Genomic DNA, 16,326 nt, shown 5'->3' with positions numbered 1-16,326 from the left:
ATCAGCCCGGGAGGGCGGGGCCGGTTCGTTTCCGGCGTCGCTTGGCGGCGACGGCGGCCGGGTCCACGTCCAGGTGCGCCCACTGTTCGGCCAGGCGCAGGCTGGTCTCCCGGCCGCTGGCCACGTGCTCGTGCGCCAGTGCCGCCGTCTTCTCCACGTCGCCGGCCGCGATCGCCTCGTAGAGTTCCTCGTGCTCCGCGCACTGCTGCGCCGGGTCGCGCTGCGCGGTCAGCCGGAACAGCCAGTGCGTCCGCGCCTCCAGCGGCCGCATCAGGCCGCTGAGCAGCGGATTCGCCGCCAGTTCGACGATGTCCGCGTGGAACCCGGCGTTCGCCGCGGCGATCCCGGCCTCGTCCCCGGCCGCCGTCGCCGCCCGGGCCGCCGCCAGCCGCTCCCGCAGCCGAGCCAGCCCGGCCTCGTCCCGCCGCTCCGCCGTGAGCCGAGCCGCGAGCGCCTCCAGCGCCTCCCGCACGTCGAAGAGGTCCCGCACGTCGGCCGGGCCGAACGGTGCGACCAGCGCGCCCCGGTGCGGCACCTGGAGCACCAGGCCGTCCGCTTCGAGCAGCCGCAGCGCCTCGCGCAGCGGGATCCGCGACACCTCCAGGTCCGCGGCCAGGTCGCGCTCCACCAGCCGTACGCCCGGCGCCAGCTCGATGGTCAGGATCCGGCGGCGTAACTCCTGATAGGCCCGGTCGCGCAGCGATGTCACGAAGCGCCCTCTCTGTTCGGTACGGCGTTCCCACCCTAGACGGATGCGGGGAGACCTAACGCCGCGCTAACAACCGCGAAACAGGGCGCTCCGAGACTGTCCTCCTTAACGGTATACCACTAACTCCCCCCGGAGGCGTTCCGATGCCGCGTACCGTTCCCCTTCTCGCCCTGATCACCGCCATGCTGGTCGCCGGTTGCTCGACCGGCGCCGACGACCAACCCGGCGCCTCCGACGCGATCACCGTCGGAGTCCTCTTCCCCGGCTCCCTCTCCGACGACGGGTTCATGGAGTCCGCGTACCTCGGCTACCAGCGCGCCGAGCAGACCCACGCCGGCAAGGTCACGCTGAGCAAGGCCGAGCAGGTCGCCACCGCCGACTACGAGGCCGCCCTGGTCCGCTTCGCGAGCAACGCGGACCTGGTCATCTCGCTCGGCGGCCAGACCGACGCCGCGGTCCGCCTGGTCGCCCCGCGCTTCCCGCAGGTGAAGTTCGTCGAGATCGGCGGCCCGGCCGACGGCACACCGCTCGCCAACCTCGCCCTCTACGACCCGCAGCAGGCCCAGGCCGCCTATCTGGCCGGCGCCGCGTCCGCGCTGCTCAGCAAGACCAAGAAGGTCGGCTTCGTGGGCGGCGCCGAGCTGCCGGCGATCGTGAACGCGGCCAGGGAGTTCGGCAACGGCGCGGCCGCGGCCGACCCGGCCGTGCAGGTGCTGACCCCGCAGTACGTCGGCGACTTCAACGACGTGGCCAAGGCCAAGCAGTCCGCGCTCGCCGACTACAGTGCCGGCGCCGACGTGCTCGGCCAGATCGTCAACCTCGGCAAGAAGGGCATGGCGCAGGCCGCCGCGCAGGAGAGGACCACGCTGATCGGCGGCCCGATCCCGCACGACTGCGGGAGCGACCCCGCCTATGCCGGCTTTGTCACGACCGACATCGGCGCGGAGATCGAGTACGCGGTCGAGCACCTCACCGCGAACACGTGGAAGGCGGAGAGCGTCAAGTTCGGCCTGAGCGCCGCGAAGCCGCACAACGACATCACGCTCTGCGCCGCCGACCCGGCGATCCAGGCGAAGCTGGACGCGATCAAGGCGGACGTGGCGTCCGGGAAGACCACCACGCTGTGACCGCCCTGGAGATCACCGGCCTGACCAAGGCCTACGGAGCGGTCCGCGCGCTCGACGGCGTCGACCTCAGCGTCGCCGCCGGGACCGTGCACTGCGTGCTCGGCGAGAACGGCGCCGGAAAATCCACCCTCTGCCACGCGGTCGGCGGTTCGGTCGCGGTCTCCTCGGGTTCGATGCGACTTTTCGGTACGCCCTATGCCCCCCGCCGCCCGAAGGACGCCCTGGACGCCGGGGTGGCGATGGTCCACCAGCACTTCAGCCTGGTGCCCACGCTCACCGTCGGGGAGAACCTGCGCCTGCTCCGGCTGCGCGACCTCCCGGCCCGCCTGGCCTGGCTGGGCGACGAGTTCGGCCTCACGGTCCCGTCCGGCTCCCGGGCCGGTGACCTCCCGGTCGGCGCCCGCCAGCGGGTCGAGATCGTCAAGGCCCTGCTCCGCGACCCGCGCCTGCTGATCCTCGACGAGCCCACCGGGGTCCTGGCGCCGGCCGAGGTCGACGCCCTGCTCGGCACCTGCCGCAAGCTCGCCGACGCCGGGCGGGCGGTGGTCCTGGTGACCCACAAGCTCGGTGAGGTGTCCCGGGTCGCCGACGCCGCGACCGTGCTGCGCGGCGGCCGGGTGGCCGGCGCCGGCCTCACCGACCTCAGCCCGTCGGTGCTGGTCCCGCTCATGATCGGCCGGCCCGCGGACTCCCTCGCCCCGGCCCTCGCCGGCACCCTCGGCGTGCCGGCCGCCGACGCGGCACGCACCGGAAGCCCCGGCCCGGCGCGCACGCAGAGCCCCGAGAACCGCGGCCCGGCGCGCACGCAGAGCCCCGAGAACCGCGGCCCGGCGCGCACGCAGAGCCCTGAGAACCGCGGCCCGGCGCGCACGCAGAGCCCTGAGAACCGCGGCCCCGCGCGCACCGGAAGCACCGGAAGCACCGGAAGCACCGGAAGCCCCGGAAGACCGCACCCCGGTGAACCCGTCCTCCGGATGCGCGACATCTCGGTGGGCCGCCACCTCGACCGGGTCAGCCTCGACGTCGCGCCCGGCGAGATCGTCGGCGTCGCCGGGGTCGAGGGCAACGGCCAGACCGAGCTGATCCACGTCCTCAGTGGCGCCCTGTCACCGGACACCGGCACGGTCACCCTGGCCGGCACCGACCTGACCCGGGCCACCCCGGCCCGGCGGACCGCGGCCGGCCTCGGCGTGATTCCCGAGGACCGGCACCACGAGGGCTGCGTGCCGGCGCTCGACGTGGCGACCAACCTCTACCTCGGACGGCTGCGCGAGTTCCGGCGGTTCCGGGTGCTGCTGGACCGCCGCCGCATGCGCCGCGCCGCCACCGCCACGATCACGCGGCACCGGATCAGCGCGCCCGGCCCGGCCGCCCCGATGTCCGCGCTCTCCGGCGGCAACCAGCAGAAGGTGGTGCTGGCCCGGGAACTCGCGCTCGACCCGCTGGTCTGCCTGGCCGCCGCACAGCCCACCCGGGGACTCGACGTCGGCGCGGTCGACGCGGTGCTGGCCCGGATCCGGGCGGCCGCCGCGTCCGGCGTCGCCGTGCTGGTCGTCTCCAGCGAACTCGGCGAGCTGCTCGCGCTCTGCGATCGGGTCGTGGTGGCCTACCGCGGGACGCTCTCCGCTCCGATCGACACGTCCGATCCGGACGCCCACGACCGGGTCGCGCACCTGATGCTCGGCACGGACCGCGAGGCCGCCGCATGACCGCCACCGTCGTCCGGCATCCGCTCGTGGTCGGCGCGGGCGCGGCCGTGCTGGCCGCCGGGGTGGGACTGCTGCTCGCGGCCGGGGCCGGCACCGCACCCGGCACGGCGGCCGGGGCGCTGGCCGAAGGGATGGGCGGCTCGGCGTACGCGAGGGGAAGTTCGCTGAACGCCGCGGCGGTGCTCGCCCTGATCGCGGTCGGGTTCACCGTCGCCCACCGCGCCGGCCTGGTCAACGTCGGCGGCGAGGGCCAGCTCAGCGTCGGCGGGGTGGCCGGCGCCGCGGCCGGCCTGGCCCTGCCCGCCGGCGTGCCCTCCTGGCTCGGCGTCCCGCTCGTGCTGACCGCCGGATTCGCCGCCGGCGCCGCCTGGGCCGCGATCGCCGGGCTGCTCAAGGCCCGGCGCGGCACCAGCGAGGTGATCACCACGCTGCTGCTGAACTTCGTCGGCGCCGGCCTGCTCGCGCTCAGCGTGCACGAACAGGCCCTGCTCCGCCAGCCGGTCACCTCGGCCGAGACGCTCCCGCAGTCCGCCCCGCTGCCCGACGGCGCCCGCCTGCCGCTGATCGGCTCGGTCGCCTCACCCGCCACCCTGATCGTCCCGCTCGCGGTGCTCGCCGCGCTGCTCGCCGCGCTGGTCCTGCGGCACACCGGCACCGGCCTGCGGCTGACCGCGATCGGTCACTCGCCGGCTGCCTCGGCCCGGCTCGGGCTGCGGGTCGGGCGCCTCGAAGCCGGTGGCCTCGCGGTCGCCGGCGGCCTCGCCGGTCTGGCCGGCGCCGCCCTGATCGGCACCGCCCCCTACGTGCTCGCCGAGCACTTCACCTCGGGATACGGCTTCGCCGGCCTGGTCGTCGGCCTGCTCGCCCGCGGTTCGCTCACCGCCGTCCTGGGCCTCGCGCTGCTCTTCGGCGCCCTCGCCAACGGCGGCCTCAACCTCCAGCTGGCCGCGAACGTCCCGGCCGCTTCCGTTCAGGTGGTGCAGAGCCTGCTGGTCCTGCTGATCGCGGCCGCCATGCTGTGGACCCGGTCGAGGGACACCCGATGAGCGCCGTCCTCGAAGAGGTCCTCGCCGGGGGCGTGCGGCTCGCCGCGCCGCTGCTGCTCGCCTCGGCCGGCGAGCTCGTCAGCGAACGCGCCGGTGTCCTCAACCTCAGCGTCGAGGCGATGATGCTGACCGGCGCGTTCGCCGGCGCGGCCGGGGCGATGACCTCCGGCAGCGCCCTGGTCGGCGTGGGGTGCGCCCTGGTCGCCGGCCTGCTCGTCGCCGCCCTGCAAGCGCTGCTCAGCGTCACCCTGCGTGCCGATCAGATCGTCACCGGCATCACCGCGAACGCCCTCGCCCTCGGCGCGACCACCTACGGCGCCCGGCTGCTGTTCGCGGACGGTGCCGCCGGCAGCCTGCCCGGTTTCGGCCCGGCCGCCATCCCGCTGCTGTCCCGGATCCCGCTGCTCGGGCCCGCGCTGTTCGACCAGACGCCGCTCGGCTACCTGGCGTTCGCCCTGGCCATCGGCCTCGCCTTCGGCCTCGGCCGCAGATTCTCCGCCGGGCTCACGATCGACGCGGTCGGCGAGGACGCGGTCATCGCGGACCGCTTCGGCCTTCCGGTACGCCGGGTCCGGCACGCCGCGATCCTGCTCACCGGCCTCACCGCCGGGCTGGCCGGCGCCGACCTCGCCCTCGCCGAAGTGCACACGTTCAGTGACAACATCACCGGCGGCATCGGCTACCTGGCCGTGGTCGCCGTGATCGCCGGCCGCTGGCGCCCCTGGCCCACGATGCTCGCCTGCGTCTTCTTCGGCATCGCCCAGTCCCTGCCGTTCGCCCCCCCGGCTCTCGGCCTGCACGTCCCGGCCGCCCTCCTGGTCACCCTCCCGTACGTGATCGCCCTCCTGGCCGTCAGCGGCCTGGTGGGTCGCAGCCTCGCCCCCTCCGCCCTGACCGTCCCTTTCGCCCGTTGACCCCAGCCGGACGTTCTACGACTTGGGAGCGCCATGACCCTCATCCTGACCCGCTCCGACGTGCTCGCGCTGCTCCGCTGCGAGGACGTCATCGCCGCGGTCGAACGGGCCCACCTGGACCTGGCCCACGGCCGCGCCGCCCTTCCCGCACCGGCCGCCGCCCGCCTCGGCGACGCCACCTTCCTCGCGATGACCGCCGCCTCCGCCCCGCTCGGCCTGGCCGGTGTCAAACTCCTCGCCGACCTCCCGGGCAACCGCCAGCGCTCCACCGTCCTGGCCGTCGACGCCGGCTCCGGCGCCTGCGCCGCCCTGATCGACGGTGCCGCGCTGACCCGGTTCCGCACGGCCGCCGCCACCGCGGTCGCCACCCGGGCCCTGTCCCGCCCGGACTCCCGGGTGCTCGGCCTGCTCGGCGCCGGCCCGCTGGCCTGGGCACACGCCCAGGCACTCGGCGCGGTCCGCGACTTCGACCGGGTCGTCCTGTGGGGCCGCACCCCGGCCAAGGCCGCCGCGCTGGCCGACCGGATCACCGGCGACCTGGGTCTGCCCGCGGAGGTGCTGTCCGGGCCCCGCGACGTCACGCTCGCGGCCGACGTCCTCTGCACGCTGACACCGTCCCGCCATCCGCTGGTCCACGGCGACTGGTTCCTGCCCGGCCTGCACGTCAACGCGGTGGGCGCGCCGCCCCGCCCGGACCACCGCGAGATCGACGCCGCCGGCATCGCCCGCGCCCGGGTGATCGTCGACTCCTCGGCCACCGCGCTGCACGAGTCCGGCGAGGCGGTCCAGGCCATCGCCGACGGCGCCGTGACCGCCGGCCACTTCGGGGTGGAGCTCGGTGCCGTGCTGGCCGGGCACGCTCCCGGCCGTCAGTCCGCGGACCAGGTCACGCTCTTCAACTCGGTCGGCGTCGGCCTGCAGGATCTGGCCACCGCGCACCTGCTGATCACCGAGGCGACCCGCCGTGACCTCGGCACGCGCCTCGACCTGGCGGGTTGACCGCACAGCCCGGCAGGCACGGCCACCGCGGGGACCGTCATGCCCGGCCGAGGGGTCCGTGGGCGGAGCACTCCACGGCCGGGCTGATCCGGCACGACAACCGTGAGGTGCTTCACCACGGGGCCGAGCCGGCCCTGCTCCGCGACCTCCACCTGCGCCGCTGAGCGCTGCGGGGAGTGCTCCGGGCGTACCGTCAATCGGGTCTGCGAAGCGGTCTCAGCCGTGCCGGGTCCGCAAGTGGTCGTCGAACCCGTCGCAGAGGTCCTGGCAGGAGCGGAAGCGGCGCTCGCGGTCGTGTGCGGCCAGGTGCGCGACCGCGCGAGGGTCGGGAAGGACCTCGGCGCCGAGCCATGCGACGCGGTCCAACCGGGTCCGCAGGCCTGGGGCGCCGCCCAGGAACAGTCCCCGGCGCCAGCCGGCCTCCTCGTCCCACACCAGGGCGGTGCCACCGTCCAGCCGGATCGTCGCGTCGCGCGGGTTCCGTGGGTCCAGCCAACTGCCCTGAACGTGGTAGCCGGCCGCGATCAACGCCGCCACCGTGTCGGTGAGGTAGGGGCGAAGCCGGTCGAGCAACGGATCCGGGTGTGCGCTGGGCATGCGTTCGTCAGCCACGTCGCCGTCCCTTCTAGACGTCTTCGTGGATTCTCACGCAGAAGTCGGATCAGGTCACCGTGCGTATCTGAAGCGACTTAATGGAAGAACCGCGTGGATACTGAAATCCAATACCATCGATCTATATTTGCGTCACGTGACGTTTCGCTGGAAAAGCGCGTTCGATGGATAGGGGACATTGGCGTAGCGGACGAAGTCGAAGCCGATGTTCTTGTAGTAGCCGTGCAGACCGTCGTTGGTCCCCCACACGTCGATGCGCGTGCACCGCGCGCCGTAGGTGTCCACCGCCCGCCGGGTCGCCCAGTCGATCAGGGCCGCGCCCAGACCCCGGCCCGCATGGGCGCGAGCCACGACCAGCCGGTGGAGATAGGCGGCGGGCTCCTTCCGCTCGTCCTCCGTCCACAGGAAGTCCGCGCCCGTCTGCCGCAGGGTCACCGTCGCCGCCAGGGCGCCGGTGGCCTGGTCGCAGACGACGAACGTCGCCTCGTCCGCCAGGCCCTGCTTGACCCGGGCGTCGCGCGCCTCTCTGGTGGGCCAGGGTTTGAGCCATTGGTCGGTGTCCTTGGTACGGAGCCATTCCGCCCGGGCGTCGATCAGGTCGACGAGGCCTTGGAAATCGTCGCGGGTCGCGGTGCGCGGCTCGCTGAGTGCGTGGTGGACCATGACTCCCATTCGTTTCTGCCGGTGGAGCCCGCGCCACCGGCGACCGTGGGCGGGGGAGCCGGCCGATGACGGGGAGTGCGGTGCTGCGAGGGGGGTTTCCGGGTTACGGAGTGGCGTCGCCGTTCTCGCCGAGGGGCGCCGGAGAGGTGATCTCCTTCGGCACGTCGCCGATGTTGTAGACGAGGCGGTTGCGGTCGGCCGGCCAGACCGTGACGGTGCACCGGATCGGCAGGCCGGATCGTTCGTATGCCGTCCGGATCGTCTCGATCACCGAAACGCCGACCTCCGGCAGTTTGAAGAAGGCGATCTCGCCCTCGTTGGGCGGGCGGGCGCTCACCTGGTCGCGGTAACCGGCTTGCTCGAAGCCGAGCGTCTCGGCGACATACCGCACCGTGCCCTGCTCGATGTCGACCGCCTGGATCAGCAACGGAGCCTTCGGCACGAACTCGATCGGGTAGAACGAGGTCTGCATCGACCACGGCTTCTTGTCGATGGTCAGCACCTGATGCCGGCAGACCACCTGGGCCTTGACGGGGAGCTGCAACTCGCGAAGGGCTACCCCGGTGGCCGTCTGGATCTCCACCCGCGGTGTGCTGGCCTCCGGTTTGCGCTGCTGGGCCAGGGCGGCCGACCGGTACGCGATGCCCTCACCGCCGCCCAGGCCGGACTCGGTGTCGGTGGAGAGGGTGATCTGGAACGGGTCGATCCGGTCGGTCACGAAGGTGCCCTGACCGGGTCGGGTGATCACCAGGCCCCGGGTGGTCAGCGAGCGGATCGCGTCCCGCACGGTGTTGCGTGAGGCGTTGTTGAACCTCTCGCGCAGCTCCAGCTCCGTGGGCAGTTTGGCGCCCGGTTCGAGCTCGCCGCTGTCGATCTGGCGCCGGAGATCCTCGGCGATCTGCTTGTACATCGGCTCGGCCATCGGTCGCCTCCCGGTCAGCACGAGGTTGGGATGAGTCCACGGGACGGTATCAGGCGTGTGGTTGGGATGTCAGGTCCCAGTCGGTTTACGAGTGGCTAGCGACCGGGTACTCTCGATAATCATTGGGGAGGTTGGGATGTTTGGTATCAGCTACCTAACCCAGATGAGTCTAGCCGTTCCGCCTGAAGGTTTCATCCGTATCAGCCACCTCGTCTCAGGCGCGTCGCGCCCGGCCGGCTCGTGGCGAAACGCCCTGGTTTCAACGGAAGGATCCCGGTCATGACGCACCCGAGCGCTGGTCAGGGCGAGTCCTGCCCGGCGTGCCGGCGGCGGATGTGGATCATCTACCTGATGCTCTCCGCCGCGATGTTGCTGACCTCCGCGGCGGTTTTCGTCCGCGCGGTCTGGCCCTGCTGAGCACTGCTGTCGGAGAGCCGACTGCGAGCCGCAGACATCCGGATGAAGGATTGGTTCTCGGCGGTGACTCTGCGACGATCGACAGACATCGAGCCGTGTCGGTCGACCGGGGGTGATCGCACTGCGGGTCTTTCTGATCACCGCGGCGGTCGCCGCGGGCACGGCGGTGCTGCAAGTGTGGCTCAAGCTCATTTCCCGGACGCCGCGCAAGGGTCGGCGTACCGGCCTCGAGATGGAAGACGCGCTCTGGTGGACCGACTGGGTTGTCGCCGCCACCTTCGCGCTGGTGGGCTCGGTGGTGGCGGCAGCCCGGGACACGACGAAAGACGTGCCCCTGCCGCAGGCCGTGGTCGCGGTGGGGGTGCTCTTCTTCGGGTTCAGCGTGATGCCCTACGGCTTGAAGATGGTGGCCTATGACCAGGATGCGAGGATCAAGGGCTGGTGGTGGATCTGGGCTGCCAACGGTGTGGCGAGCCTTATCCTGCTCAGTGCTGTGGCCGCCGGGGTGAAGATCTATGGCTGACCCCGAACCGCCGCCGGCGAAAGATCACCACGGCGTGCAGCGACCCGGTCTCGCCATCGCGCTGCTCTCGGCGACCGCGCTGGCCTCGGTCGCGGCGATCGTGGTCAGTCTCGGCCGCGACGCGCTCACCGTCATCGCGGCCACGCTGACCATCGCGTCCGCGCTAACGCTCATCGCGTTCCAGGCGTCCCGTGGCCGGCGCCGATGAGGAGGCGTCTTGGCCGGTGAGTCGAGATATCGCGAGATCGCCGACGACCTCCGCGGCAAGATCAACTCCGGCGAGCTCCCGGCCGGGGCGCAACTGCCCACCGAGGCCGAGTTGGTCGAGGCCTACGGCGCGTCGCGCAACACGGTCCGGGAGGCGATCAAGCTTCTCGTCACCCGGCATCTGGTGAAGAAGACACCGGGAAGTGGCACCTTCGTGCTGGAGCCGGTGGTCCCGTGGGTCCACACCATCAGCGAGGACCCGAGCACCGGCTTCGGCGGCGGCGAGGGACGCTCCTGGGCGGCCGAGGTCACGTCGCGGGGGCGGGTTCCGTCGATGTCCGACGTCGCCGTGAAGATCGTCCAGCCCTCGCCGGACGTGGCGGAGGCATTGGGGCTCGAGGCTCCCCAGGGGACCGATGGCAGGAGGCTCCGGGTCATCGAACGTTCCCAGGAGCTCTTCATCGACGGCTCGCCGTCACATCTGCAGACCACCTACTACCTGGATCTGCGCAAGGAGGGGGCGGAGGAGTTGGAGAGCCCCGAGGGGCTTCCCGAGGGCATGCTCGCCTATCTCAGCCGGACCTTGGGGATCACGCAGGTCGGGTGGATCGATCGACTCGAGTTGCGGCAGGCGACCGAGGCGGAACGAAGGTTCTTCGGCCTGAGCGACGACGCCCCGCGATGCGTCGTCGAGCAACGGCGCCGGTCCTACGACCAGGCGCAGCGACCGTTCCGGCTGACCATCACGGTGTACCGGCCGGGCACCCAGTTCGAGGTCGTCTCGGGCAAGGTGCCGGGCCGGGCGGACCCGGGCTGATCAGCGGGCGGTGGGCAGGGCCGGGGTGGAGAGGCGGGTGTAGAGGTCGGCGGCCGGCTCCGGCCGGCCCAGGTGGTAGCCCTGGGCGAACTTGCAGCCCATGACGGTCAGGAGGTTCAGCTGGGAGGCCTCCTCGACGCCTTCCGCGACCACCCGCAGGCCGAGCGTGTGACCGAGCTGGATCACCGCGTTGACCAGCTCCTGCTGGCGGCCGTTGCCGACCAGGCCGTCGATGAACGAGCGGTCGATCTTGAGGACGTCGACCGGGATGTCGCGGAGGTAGCCGAGCGACGAGTACCCGGTGCCGAAGTCGTCGATGGCGATCTTCACGCCGAGTTCGCGCAGCTCCTCGAGGCGGGGTGAGGTGACGGCGAGGTCGCGCATCAGCACCGTCTCGGTCAGTTCCAGCACCAGGCAGTGCGGGGAGAGACCGGTGCTGGACAGCGCGTAGGCGACCTGGTCGGTCAGGTCCGGCACCTCCAGGTGCGCGGCGGAGAGGTTGACACTGACCCAGGCCGGTGCGGTCGCCGGGTCCTCGTCCTGCCAGTTCTTGACCGCGCGGCAGGCCTCCAGCAGCACCCAGCGGTCGATGTCGACGATGACGCCGGTCTCCTCGGCGAGCGGGATGAACGAACCGGGCATCCGCAGCCCCTGCTCCGGGTCCTGCCAGCGGACCAGGGCCTCGGCGCCGGCCATCTGCCCGGCCGCGACGCCGACCACCGGCTGCAGGTGCAGCCGCAGCTCACCGCGGTGCACCGCGTCACGCAGCCGGGCCTCCTGGTCCAGGCGGTTCAGCAGCTGCTCGTGCATCTGCGTCTCGAAGGTCAGGAAGCGGTTCTTGCCCTGGTCCTTGGCGGCGTACATGGCCACGTCGGCGTTGCGCAGCACCTCGTCGGCGTCGGCGTAGGCGGCCGCGTCGGGGACCACGCCGATGCTCACCGAGACCAGCGCCTCGCGGTGGTGGATCAGGAACGGCCGGGAGAGGCTCTCCAAGCAGGCGCGGGCCAGCCGCTCGACGGTCGCCTGGTCGGCGTCCTCGAGCAGCACGGCGAACTCGTCGCCGCCGAGCCGGGCCACGGTGTCCAGCGGGCGCAGCGCGCCGGTCAGGCGTTCGGCCGCGGTGCGCAGCAGCATGTCACCGGCGTTGTGGCCGAGGCTGTCGTTGACCCGCTTGAAGCCGTCCAGGTCGAGGTAGAGCACGGCGAGCGGCTCGCCGGTGGCCCGGGACCGGGTGAGCGCGTGCTCCAGCCGGTCGAGCAGGAGTTTGCGATTGGGCAGGTTCGTCAGGCCGTCGTGCAGGGCCTGGTGGCGCAGGTCGTGTTCGAGCGCGCGTTGCCGGCTGACGTCCCGCAACACCACAACGGCGCCCAGCGTACGCCCAGCCTTCTGAATCTGGCTGGCGGTGTACTCGACCCGGACACTCGTACCGTCCGGCCGCTGCAACGACACCTCCCGGGTGCCCGGGCTCAGCGCGTCACCCGCCTCCGGCACCAGCACCGAGGCGTCCTGCTGGAGCAGCCCGTTCACCCCGAGCCCGGTGATCCGCCCGGCCGCGTCGTTGGCGAACGCGATCTTCCCGTCGGCGTCCAGCCCGCAGATGCCCTCACCGGCGTTGGCCAGGATGCTGTCGGTGTACTCCTTGGCCAGGATCTTGCGGGCGGACCGGTCGAGCTGCTCGGCCATCGCGTTGAAGGCGCGGGCCAGCCGCCCGATCTCGTCGGTCTGGTTCTCGGTGGGCACCCGGTGGGTGTAGTCGCCGGTGCGGACCACGCCGACCGCGGTGGTCAGCGAGGTGATCCGCCGGGTCAGCGAGCCCGCCAGGTACCAGCCGAGGACCAGCACGGCCAGGAAGGCGATCACGGCGACGCCGAGAATGACGTACTGGGCCCGCCGGGCGGAGTTCAGCATCTGGTCGTAGAGCGGGGTGTACTCCAGGACGACCGCGCCGAGGGGCTGGTTGCGCGCGCCCTCCATCCGCACCACGACCTGTTTGATGCCGGCCGGGTAGTCCTCGCTCGTCTCCACGAAGGTGCGTGACCGGCCGTCGGCGATGGTCTTGCCGACCTGGTTGCCGAGGTCGTGGTCGAAGACCGTGCCGACGTTCTCCGGCACGGCGTCGCCGAGGATGGTCTTGCTGATGTCCACCGCGACGATGTCCCGGTGCTGGTTGTCGTGCAGGCGCTCGATGTAGTTCCGCAGCGCGTTCGGGCTGTTGTACAGCGGGTAGGTGACTTCGCCCGGGTTGTCGACCGGCAGCCCGAGGGCGACATCCTTGCCGATGCCCCGGGCCACCTGGGCGGCCTCCAGGGCGGCGGCGTGCTTGGCCGACGACATGTCGGTGATCCAGGCGGTGGCCGCGGTGGCGACCACCAGGCAGGCAACCACCAGGTAACCCGCTAGGAGCTTCCGGCGAACGCTCATCCGACCCCTCTTTCACCGACCTTGTAAAGATCGGCATATCGGGCCGGACCCTGAGGTCAGGTGTGCAGGGCGGGGGTAGCGAGCCGGGAGCGAAGCTGGGCGACCGGCTCGGGGGAGCCCGGGTGGCGGCCCCGGGTGATCTCGTCGCCGAGCACGGTCAGCAGGGTGACCGCGTCCCCGGCGGCGGACCGCACCGCGACGGCGACCTGGACGCCGAGCTCGCGGACCTCGGCCAGGTGGCCCGCGGCCCGGGTCACGTCGCGCAGCACCGCCGTCCCGGTCACCTCCAGGATCAGGCTGCCGGGGGCGAGGCCGGTGGCCGCCAGGGCGTAGGCGACCCGGTCGGCCAGGTCCGGCTCGGCCAGGTGCGCGGCCGAGAGGTTGACGCTCACCCAGCCCGGCGCGGTGGCCGGATCCTCGTCCTGCCACTGCTTGACCGTCCGGCAGGCCTCCAGCAGCACCCACCGGTCGATCTCCACGATCACCCCGGTCTGCTCGGCGATCCGCAGGAACGAGGCGGGCATCCGCAGCCCGTGCGCCGGGTCCTCCCAGCGGACCAGGGCCTCGACCCCGGTCAACCGGCCGTCCGGCACGCCGGCCACCGGCTGGAGATGCAGCCGCAGCTCGCCCCGGTGCACCGCGTCGCGCAGCCGGGACTCCTGGTCCAGCTGCTCGTGCATCCGCTCCTCGAACGGCAGCCAGCGGTTCTTGCCCTGGCCCTTGGCCGCGTACATGGCCACGTCCGCGTTGCGCAGCACCTCGTCGGCGTCGGCGTACCGGCCCGCGTCGGGGACCACGCCGATGCTGACCGAGACCAGGCCCTCCCGGTTGTTCAGCACGAACGGCTGGGACAGCGCGTCCAGGCAGGCCCGCGCGAGGCGTTCCACGGTCGCCTGGTCGGCGTCCTCGAGCAGCACGGCGAACTCGTCGCCGCCGAGCCGGGCCACGGTGTCCTCCGGGCGGAGCGCGCCGGTCAGGCGCTGGGCGGCGGATTGCAGCAGCAGGTCGCCGGCGTCGTGGCCGAGGCAGTCGTTGACCCGCTTGAACCCGTCCAGGTCGAGGTAGAGCACGGCGAGCGGGGCGCCGCCGGCCCGGGCCGCCCGGTGCGCCTCGGCCAGCCGGCTCAGCAGCAGCTTGCGGTTGGGCAGCCCGGTCAGGGCGTCGTGCAGCGCCTGGTGGCGCAGGTCGTACTCGAGGGCGCGCTGGCGGCTGACGTCGCGGAGCACGATGACCGCGCCCAGGGCCCGGCCCGCCTTCTCGATCTCGCTGACCGTGTACTCCACGCGTACCGTCGAACCGTCCGGACGCTGGAGGCGGCCTTCCGTGGTGCCGGGTTTGAGGCCGAGCGATTCCGGCAGCAGCACCGCGGCGTCGCGTTGCAGCAGGCCGGCCACCCCGAGCCCGGTGATCCGCCCGGCGGCCGCGTTGGCGAACGCGATCCGGCCGGTGGCGTCCAGCCCGCAGATGCCCTCGCCGGCGTTGGCCAGGATGCTGTCGGTGTACTCCTTGGCGAGGATCTCCCGCGCCGACCGGTCGAGCCGCTCGGCCATCGCGTTGAAGGCCAGGGCGAGCCGGGAGATCTCGTCGGTGTCGGTGGGGTCCGGCAGCCGGTGCGTGTAGTCGCCGGTGCGGATCACGCCGACCGCGGCGGTGAGCTTGGTGATCCGCCGGGTCAGCGAGGTGGCGAGCACCGAGCCGAGCAGCAGGACCAGGACGAACGCGATGCCGGCGGTGATGAACAGGATGGTCTGCGCGTCCCGCGCGCCGGACATCATCTGCTGGTACAGCGGGGTGTACTCGACGATGACCGCCCCGATGACGTCGCCGTTGCGCCCGATCATCGGCACCACGACCTGCCGGATGCCCTCCGGGTGGGACGGGCTCTTCTCCACGAAGACCAGGGACTTGTTCTCCCGGATGCTGCGGGCCACCTCACCCTTGTCGTGGGTGTAGACCAGGCCCACGTTGTCCGGGTCGGTGTCGCCGATCACGTACTTCGCGTAGTCGACCGCGATCACGGTGCGGTGCTGGGTCTCCCGCAACCGCTTGAGGTACTGCTGGAGTCCCGACGGGCTGTAGTACAACGGCGGCTGGGAACCGCCCTCGACCGTGCCGGGCAGGCCGAACACGATGTCCTTGCCGATGCCCCGGGCCACCTGGGCGGCCTCGATGGTCGCGGCGCGGCGGGCCGACGTCTGGTCGGTGTACCAGGCGATCAGCGCGGTGGCCGCGACCATGAGCGCCACCACGAGGTAACCGCCCAGCAGCTTCTGCCGTACGTTCATCCGGCCCTTCCCCTCGCAGACCTGTCCCAGATCGGCGAGCGGAGGGGCGAGATGAGGGTCAGACCGAAACGGCCTCGCGGTCGAGCTCGGGGGCGGCCGGCGTGCGCCTCGCGCGGCTCTTGCCGATCAGGCCGACCGCGACCGCCACCAGCACCGACGCGGCGGCGACCACGCCGACCACCATGGTGGGCAGGTCGAAGAGCTTGAGCGAGCTGGCCAGCAGCACGATGATCAGCGCGGACCGGACCAGGCCGCCGGGGGCCCGCGAGGAGATCCGGGAGCCGATCAGCACGCCGGGGATCGAGCCGAGCACCACCGCGCCCGCGATGCCCCACTGCATGTCGCCGAACAGCATGTGGCCCAGCGCGGCGGCGGTGACCAGCGGGATCGCCTGGACCAGATCGGTGCCGACCAGGTCGTTGGCGCGCAGCATCGGATACAGCGCGAGCAGCGCCACGATGATCAGGGAGCCGGAGCCGACCGAGGTGAGCCCGACGACCAGGCCGCCCATGATGCCGACCAGCAGGGTCGGGATCGGCTTGACGGTGATCGCCGGGGCCGGGCCGTCACCGTCCCGGCGGCTGATCCACGCCTTGAGCAGCATGCCGCCGACGGCCAGCAGCAGCGCCACGCCCAGGGCGATCTTGACACCGTGCTGCAGCGACTCGTCGTCGCCGAACGCGCGCAGCAGCAGCACGCCGAGGAAGGCGCTGGGCACGCTGCCGGCGCAGAGCCAGGCGACCAGCGTCCAGTTGACCGTGCCGCGCTTGGCGTGCACCGCCCCGCCGAACGGCTTCATGATCGCGCTGGCGACCAGGTCGCTGCCGATCGCGGCGACCGGGTTGATGCCGAAGAAGAGCACCAGGATCGGCGTCATCAGGGCGCCGCCACCCATGCCGGTCAGGCCGACGACGATCCCGACGCCGAGACCGGCGAGCGCCATGGTGAAATCCAT

The 16,326-nt window shown here is 72.2% G+C and carries 16 protein-coding genes; 9 read left to right on the top strand and 7 right to left on the bottom strand.

The window, feature by feature from the left end; all coding sequences use genetic code 11:
* Position 1: 1 nt before the first annotated feature.
* Positions 2–709, bottom strand: a complete 708-nt coding sequence (locus Aiant_RS10295) for a GntR family transcriptional regulator (protein ID WP_189333429.1) — start codon at positions 707–709, stop codon at positions 2–4.
* Between the two features lie 143 nt (positions 710–852).
* Here Aiant_RS10295 and Aiant_RS10290 point away from each other — a divergent pair, with 143 nt between their 5' ends.
* From Aiant_RS10290 to Aiant_RS10270, 5 genes are read left to right on the top strand one after another with little or no spacing between them, the layout of a single operon-like run.
* Entirely contained in the window at positions 853–1,836 is a 984-nt protein-coding gene (locus tag Aiant_RS10290; protein ID WP_189333430.1) for a BMP family ABC transporter substrate-binding protein, read from the top strand.
* A complete protein-coding gene (locus tag Aiant_RS10285; protein WP_212847040.1) occupies positions 1,833–3,545 on the top strand; it encodes an ABC transporter ATP-binding protein in 1,713 nt (570 codons plus the stop codon). The genes Aiant_RS10290 and Aiant_RS10285 overlap by 4 nt, the downstream gene beginning before the upstream one ends.
* A complete protein-coding gene (locus Aiant_RS10280) occupies positions 3,542–4,591 on the top strand; it encodes an ABC transporter permease subunit (RefSeq protein WP_189333431.1) in 1,050 nt (349 codons plus the stop codon). Before Aiant_RS10285 ends, Aiant_RS10280 begins: the two co-directional genes overlap by 4 nt.
* Positions 4,588–5,505 (top strand): ABC transporter permease, encoded by a 918-nt coding sequence (locus Aiant_RS10275; protein ID WP_189333432.1) that lies wholly within the window; start codon positions 4,588–4,590, stop codon positions 5,503–5,505. The genes Aiant_RS10280 and Aiant_RS10275 overlap by 4 nt, the downstream gene beginning before the upstream one ends.
* A 33-nt stretch (positions 5,506–5,538) precedes the next feature.
* A complete protein-coding gene (locus tag Aiant_RS10270; protein ID WP_189333433.1) occupies positions 5,539–6,504 on the top strand; it encodes an ornithine cyclodeaminase family protein in 966 nt (321 codons plus the stop codon).
* Positions 6,505–6,720: 216 nt separating this feature from the next.
* Here the strand turns inward: Aiant_RS10270 and Aiant_RS10265 are convergent, their stop codons facing one another.
* The 3 genes from Aiant_RS10265 to Aiant_RS10255 form a co-directional block, all read right to left on the bottom strand.
* A complete protein-coding gene (locus tag Aiant_RS10265) occupies positions 6,721–7,116 on the bottom strand; it encodes a DUF6292 family protein (RefSeq protein WP_189333434.1) in 396 nt (131 codons plus the stop codon).
* A 132-nt stretch (positions 7,117–7,248) separates the two neighbouring features.
* Entirely contained in the window at positions 7,249–7,779 is a 531-nt protein-coding gene (locus Aiant_RS10260; protein WP_212847036.1) for a GNAT family N-acetyltransferase, read from the bottom strand.
* A gap of 103 nt (positions 7,780–7,882) precedes the next feature.
* Positions 7,883–8,701, bottom strand: a complete 819-nt coding sequence (locus Aiant_RS10255) for a GntR family transcriptional regulator (RefSeq protein WP_189333436.1) — start codon at positions 8,699–8,701, stop codon at positions 7,883–7,885.
* Positions 8,702–8,980: 279 nt separating this feature from the next.
* On the opposite strand from Aiant_RS10255, the gene Aiant_RS10250 reads away from it, so the two are divergent.
* The 4 genes from Aiant_RS10250 to Aiant_RS10235 all read left to right on the top strand — a co-directional run bounded on the left by Aiant_RS10250 (position 8,981) and on the right by Aiant_RS10235 (position 10,665).
* Positions 8,981–9,118: a hypothetical protein gene (locus Aiant_RS10250; protein WP_189333437.1), complete on the top strand. Its 138-nt coding sequence runs from the start codon at positions 8,981–8,983 to the stop codon at positions 9,116–9,118.
* Positions 9,119–9,230: 112 nt separating this feature from the next.
* Positions 9,231–9,641 (top strand): hypothetical protein, encoded by a 411-nt coding sequence (locus Aiant_RS10245; protein WP_189333438.1) that lies wholly within the window; start codon positions 9,231–9,233, stop codon positions 9,639–9,641.
* Entirely contained in the window at positions 9,634–9,849 is a 216-nt protein-coding gene (locus Aiant_RS10240) for a hypothetical protein (protein ID WP_189333439.1), read from the top strand. The genes Aiant_RS10245 and Aiant_RS10240 overlap by 8 nt, the downstream gene beginning before the upstream one ends.
* Positions 9,850–9,858: 9 nt before the next feature.
* On the top strand, positions 9,859–10,665 hold the full coding sequence (locus Aiant_RS10235; RefSeq protein WP_189333440.1) for a GntR family transcriptional regulator: 807 nt from the start codon (positions 9,859–9,861) through the stop codon (positions 10,663–10,665).
* Here the strand turns inward: Aiant_RS10235 and Aiant_RS10230 are convergent, their stop codons facing one another.
* Genes Aiant_RS10230 through Aiant_RS10220 form a run of 3 tightly spaced genes read right to left on the bottom strand, consistent with a single transcriptional unit; the run spans position 10,666 to position 16,326 of the window.
* Positions 10,666–13,086: a putative bifunctional diguanylate cyclase/phosphodiesterase gene (locus Aiant_RS10230; RefSeq protein WP_189333441.1), complete on the bottom strand. Its 2,421-nt coding sequence runs from the start codon at positions 13,084–13,086 to the stop codon at positions 10,666–10,668.
* 56 nt (positions 13,087–13,142) lie between these two features.
* Complete coding sequence (locus tag Aiant_RS10225; protein WP_189333442.1) at positions 13,143–15,371, bottom strand: putative bifunctional diguanylate cyclase/phosphodiesterase; 2,229 nt, start codon at positions 15,369–15,371, stop codon at positions 13,143–13,145.
* A gap of 58 nt (positions 15,372–15,429) precedes the next feature.
* On the bottom strand, positions 15,430–16,326 hold the full coding sequence (locus Aiant_RS10220) for a sulfite exporter TauE/SafE family protein (RefSeq protein ID WP_189333443.1): 897 nt from the start codon (positions 16,324–16,326) through the stop codon (positions 15,430–15,432).

The organism is Actinoplanes ianthinogenes, assembly GCF_018324205.1.
GTDB classification, from domain to species: Bacteria; Actinomycetota; Actinomycetes; order Mycobacteriales; family Micromonosporaceae; genus Actinoplanes; species Actinoplanes ianthinogenes.
This window is presented reverse-complemented; position numbering and strand designations above follow the sequence as displayed.

Bases quoted from the DNA above. Each gene is read 5' to 3' on its own strand.
- Aiant_RS10290 (WP_189333430.1), top strand. From the start codon at position 853: ATGCCGCGTACCGTTCCCCTTCTCGCCCTGATCACCGCCATGCTGGTC.
- Aiant_RS10280 (WP_189333431.1), top strand. From the start codon at position 3,542: ATGACCGCCACCGTCGTCCGGCATCCGCTCGTGGTCGGCGCGGGCGCG.
- Aiant_RS10275 (WP_189333432.1), top strand. From the start codon at position 4,588: ATGAGCGCCGTCCTCGAAGAGGTCCTCGCCGGGGGCGTGCGGCTCGCC.
- Aiant_RS10270 (WP_189333433.1), top strand. From the start codon at position 5,539: ATGACCCTCATCCTGACCCGCTCCGACGTGCTCGCGCTGCTCCGCTGC.
- Aiant_RS10260 (WP_212847036.1), bottom strand. From the start codon at position 7,779: ATGGTCCACCACGCACTCAGCGAGCCGCGCACCGCGACCCGCGACGAT.
- Aiant_RS10255 (WP_189333436.1), bottom strand. From the start codon at position 8,701: ATGGCCGAGCCGATGTACAAGCAGATCGCCGAGGATCTCCGGCGCCAG.
- Aiant_RS10250 (WP_189333437.1), top strand. From the start codon at position 8,981: ATGACGCACCCGAGCGCTGGTCAGGGCGAGTCCTGCCCGGCGTGCCGG.
- Aiant_RS10240 (WP_189333439.1), top strand. From the start codon at position 9,634: ATGGCTGACCCCGAACCGCCGCCGGCGAAAGATCACCACGGCGTGCAG.
- Aiant_RS10230 (WP_189333441.1), bottom strand. From the start codon at position 13,086: ATGAGCGTTCGCCGGAAGCTCCTAGCGGGTTACCTGGTGGTTGCCTGC.
- Aiant_RS10225 (WP_189333442.1), bottom strand. From the start codon at position 15,371: ATGAACGTACGGCAGAAGCTGCTGGGCGGTTACCTCGTGGTGGCGCTC.
- Aiant_RS10220 (WP_189333443.1), bottom strand. From the start codon at position 16,326: ATGGATTTCACCATGGCGCTCGCCGGTCTCGGCGTCGGGATCGTCGTC.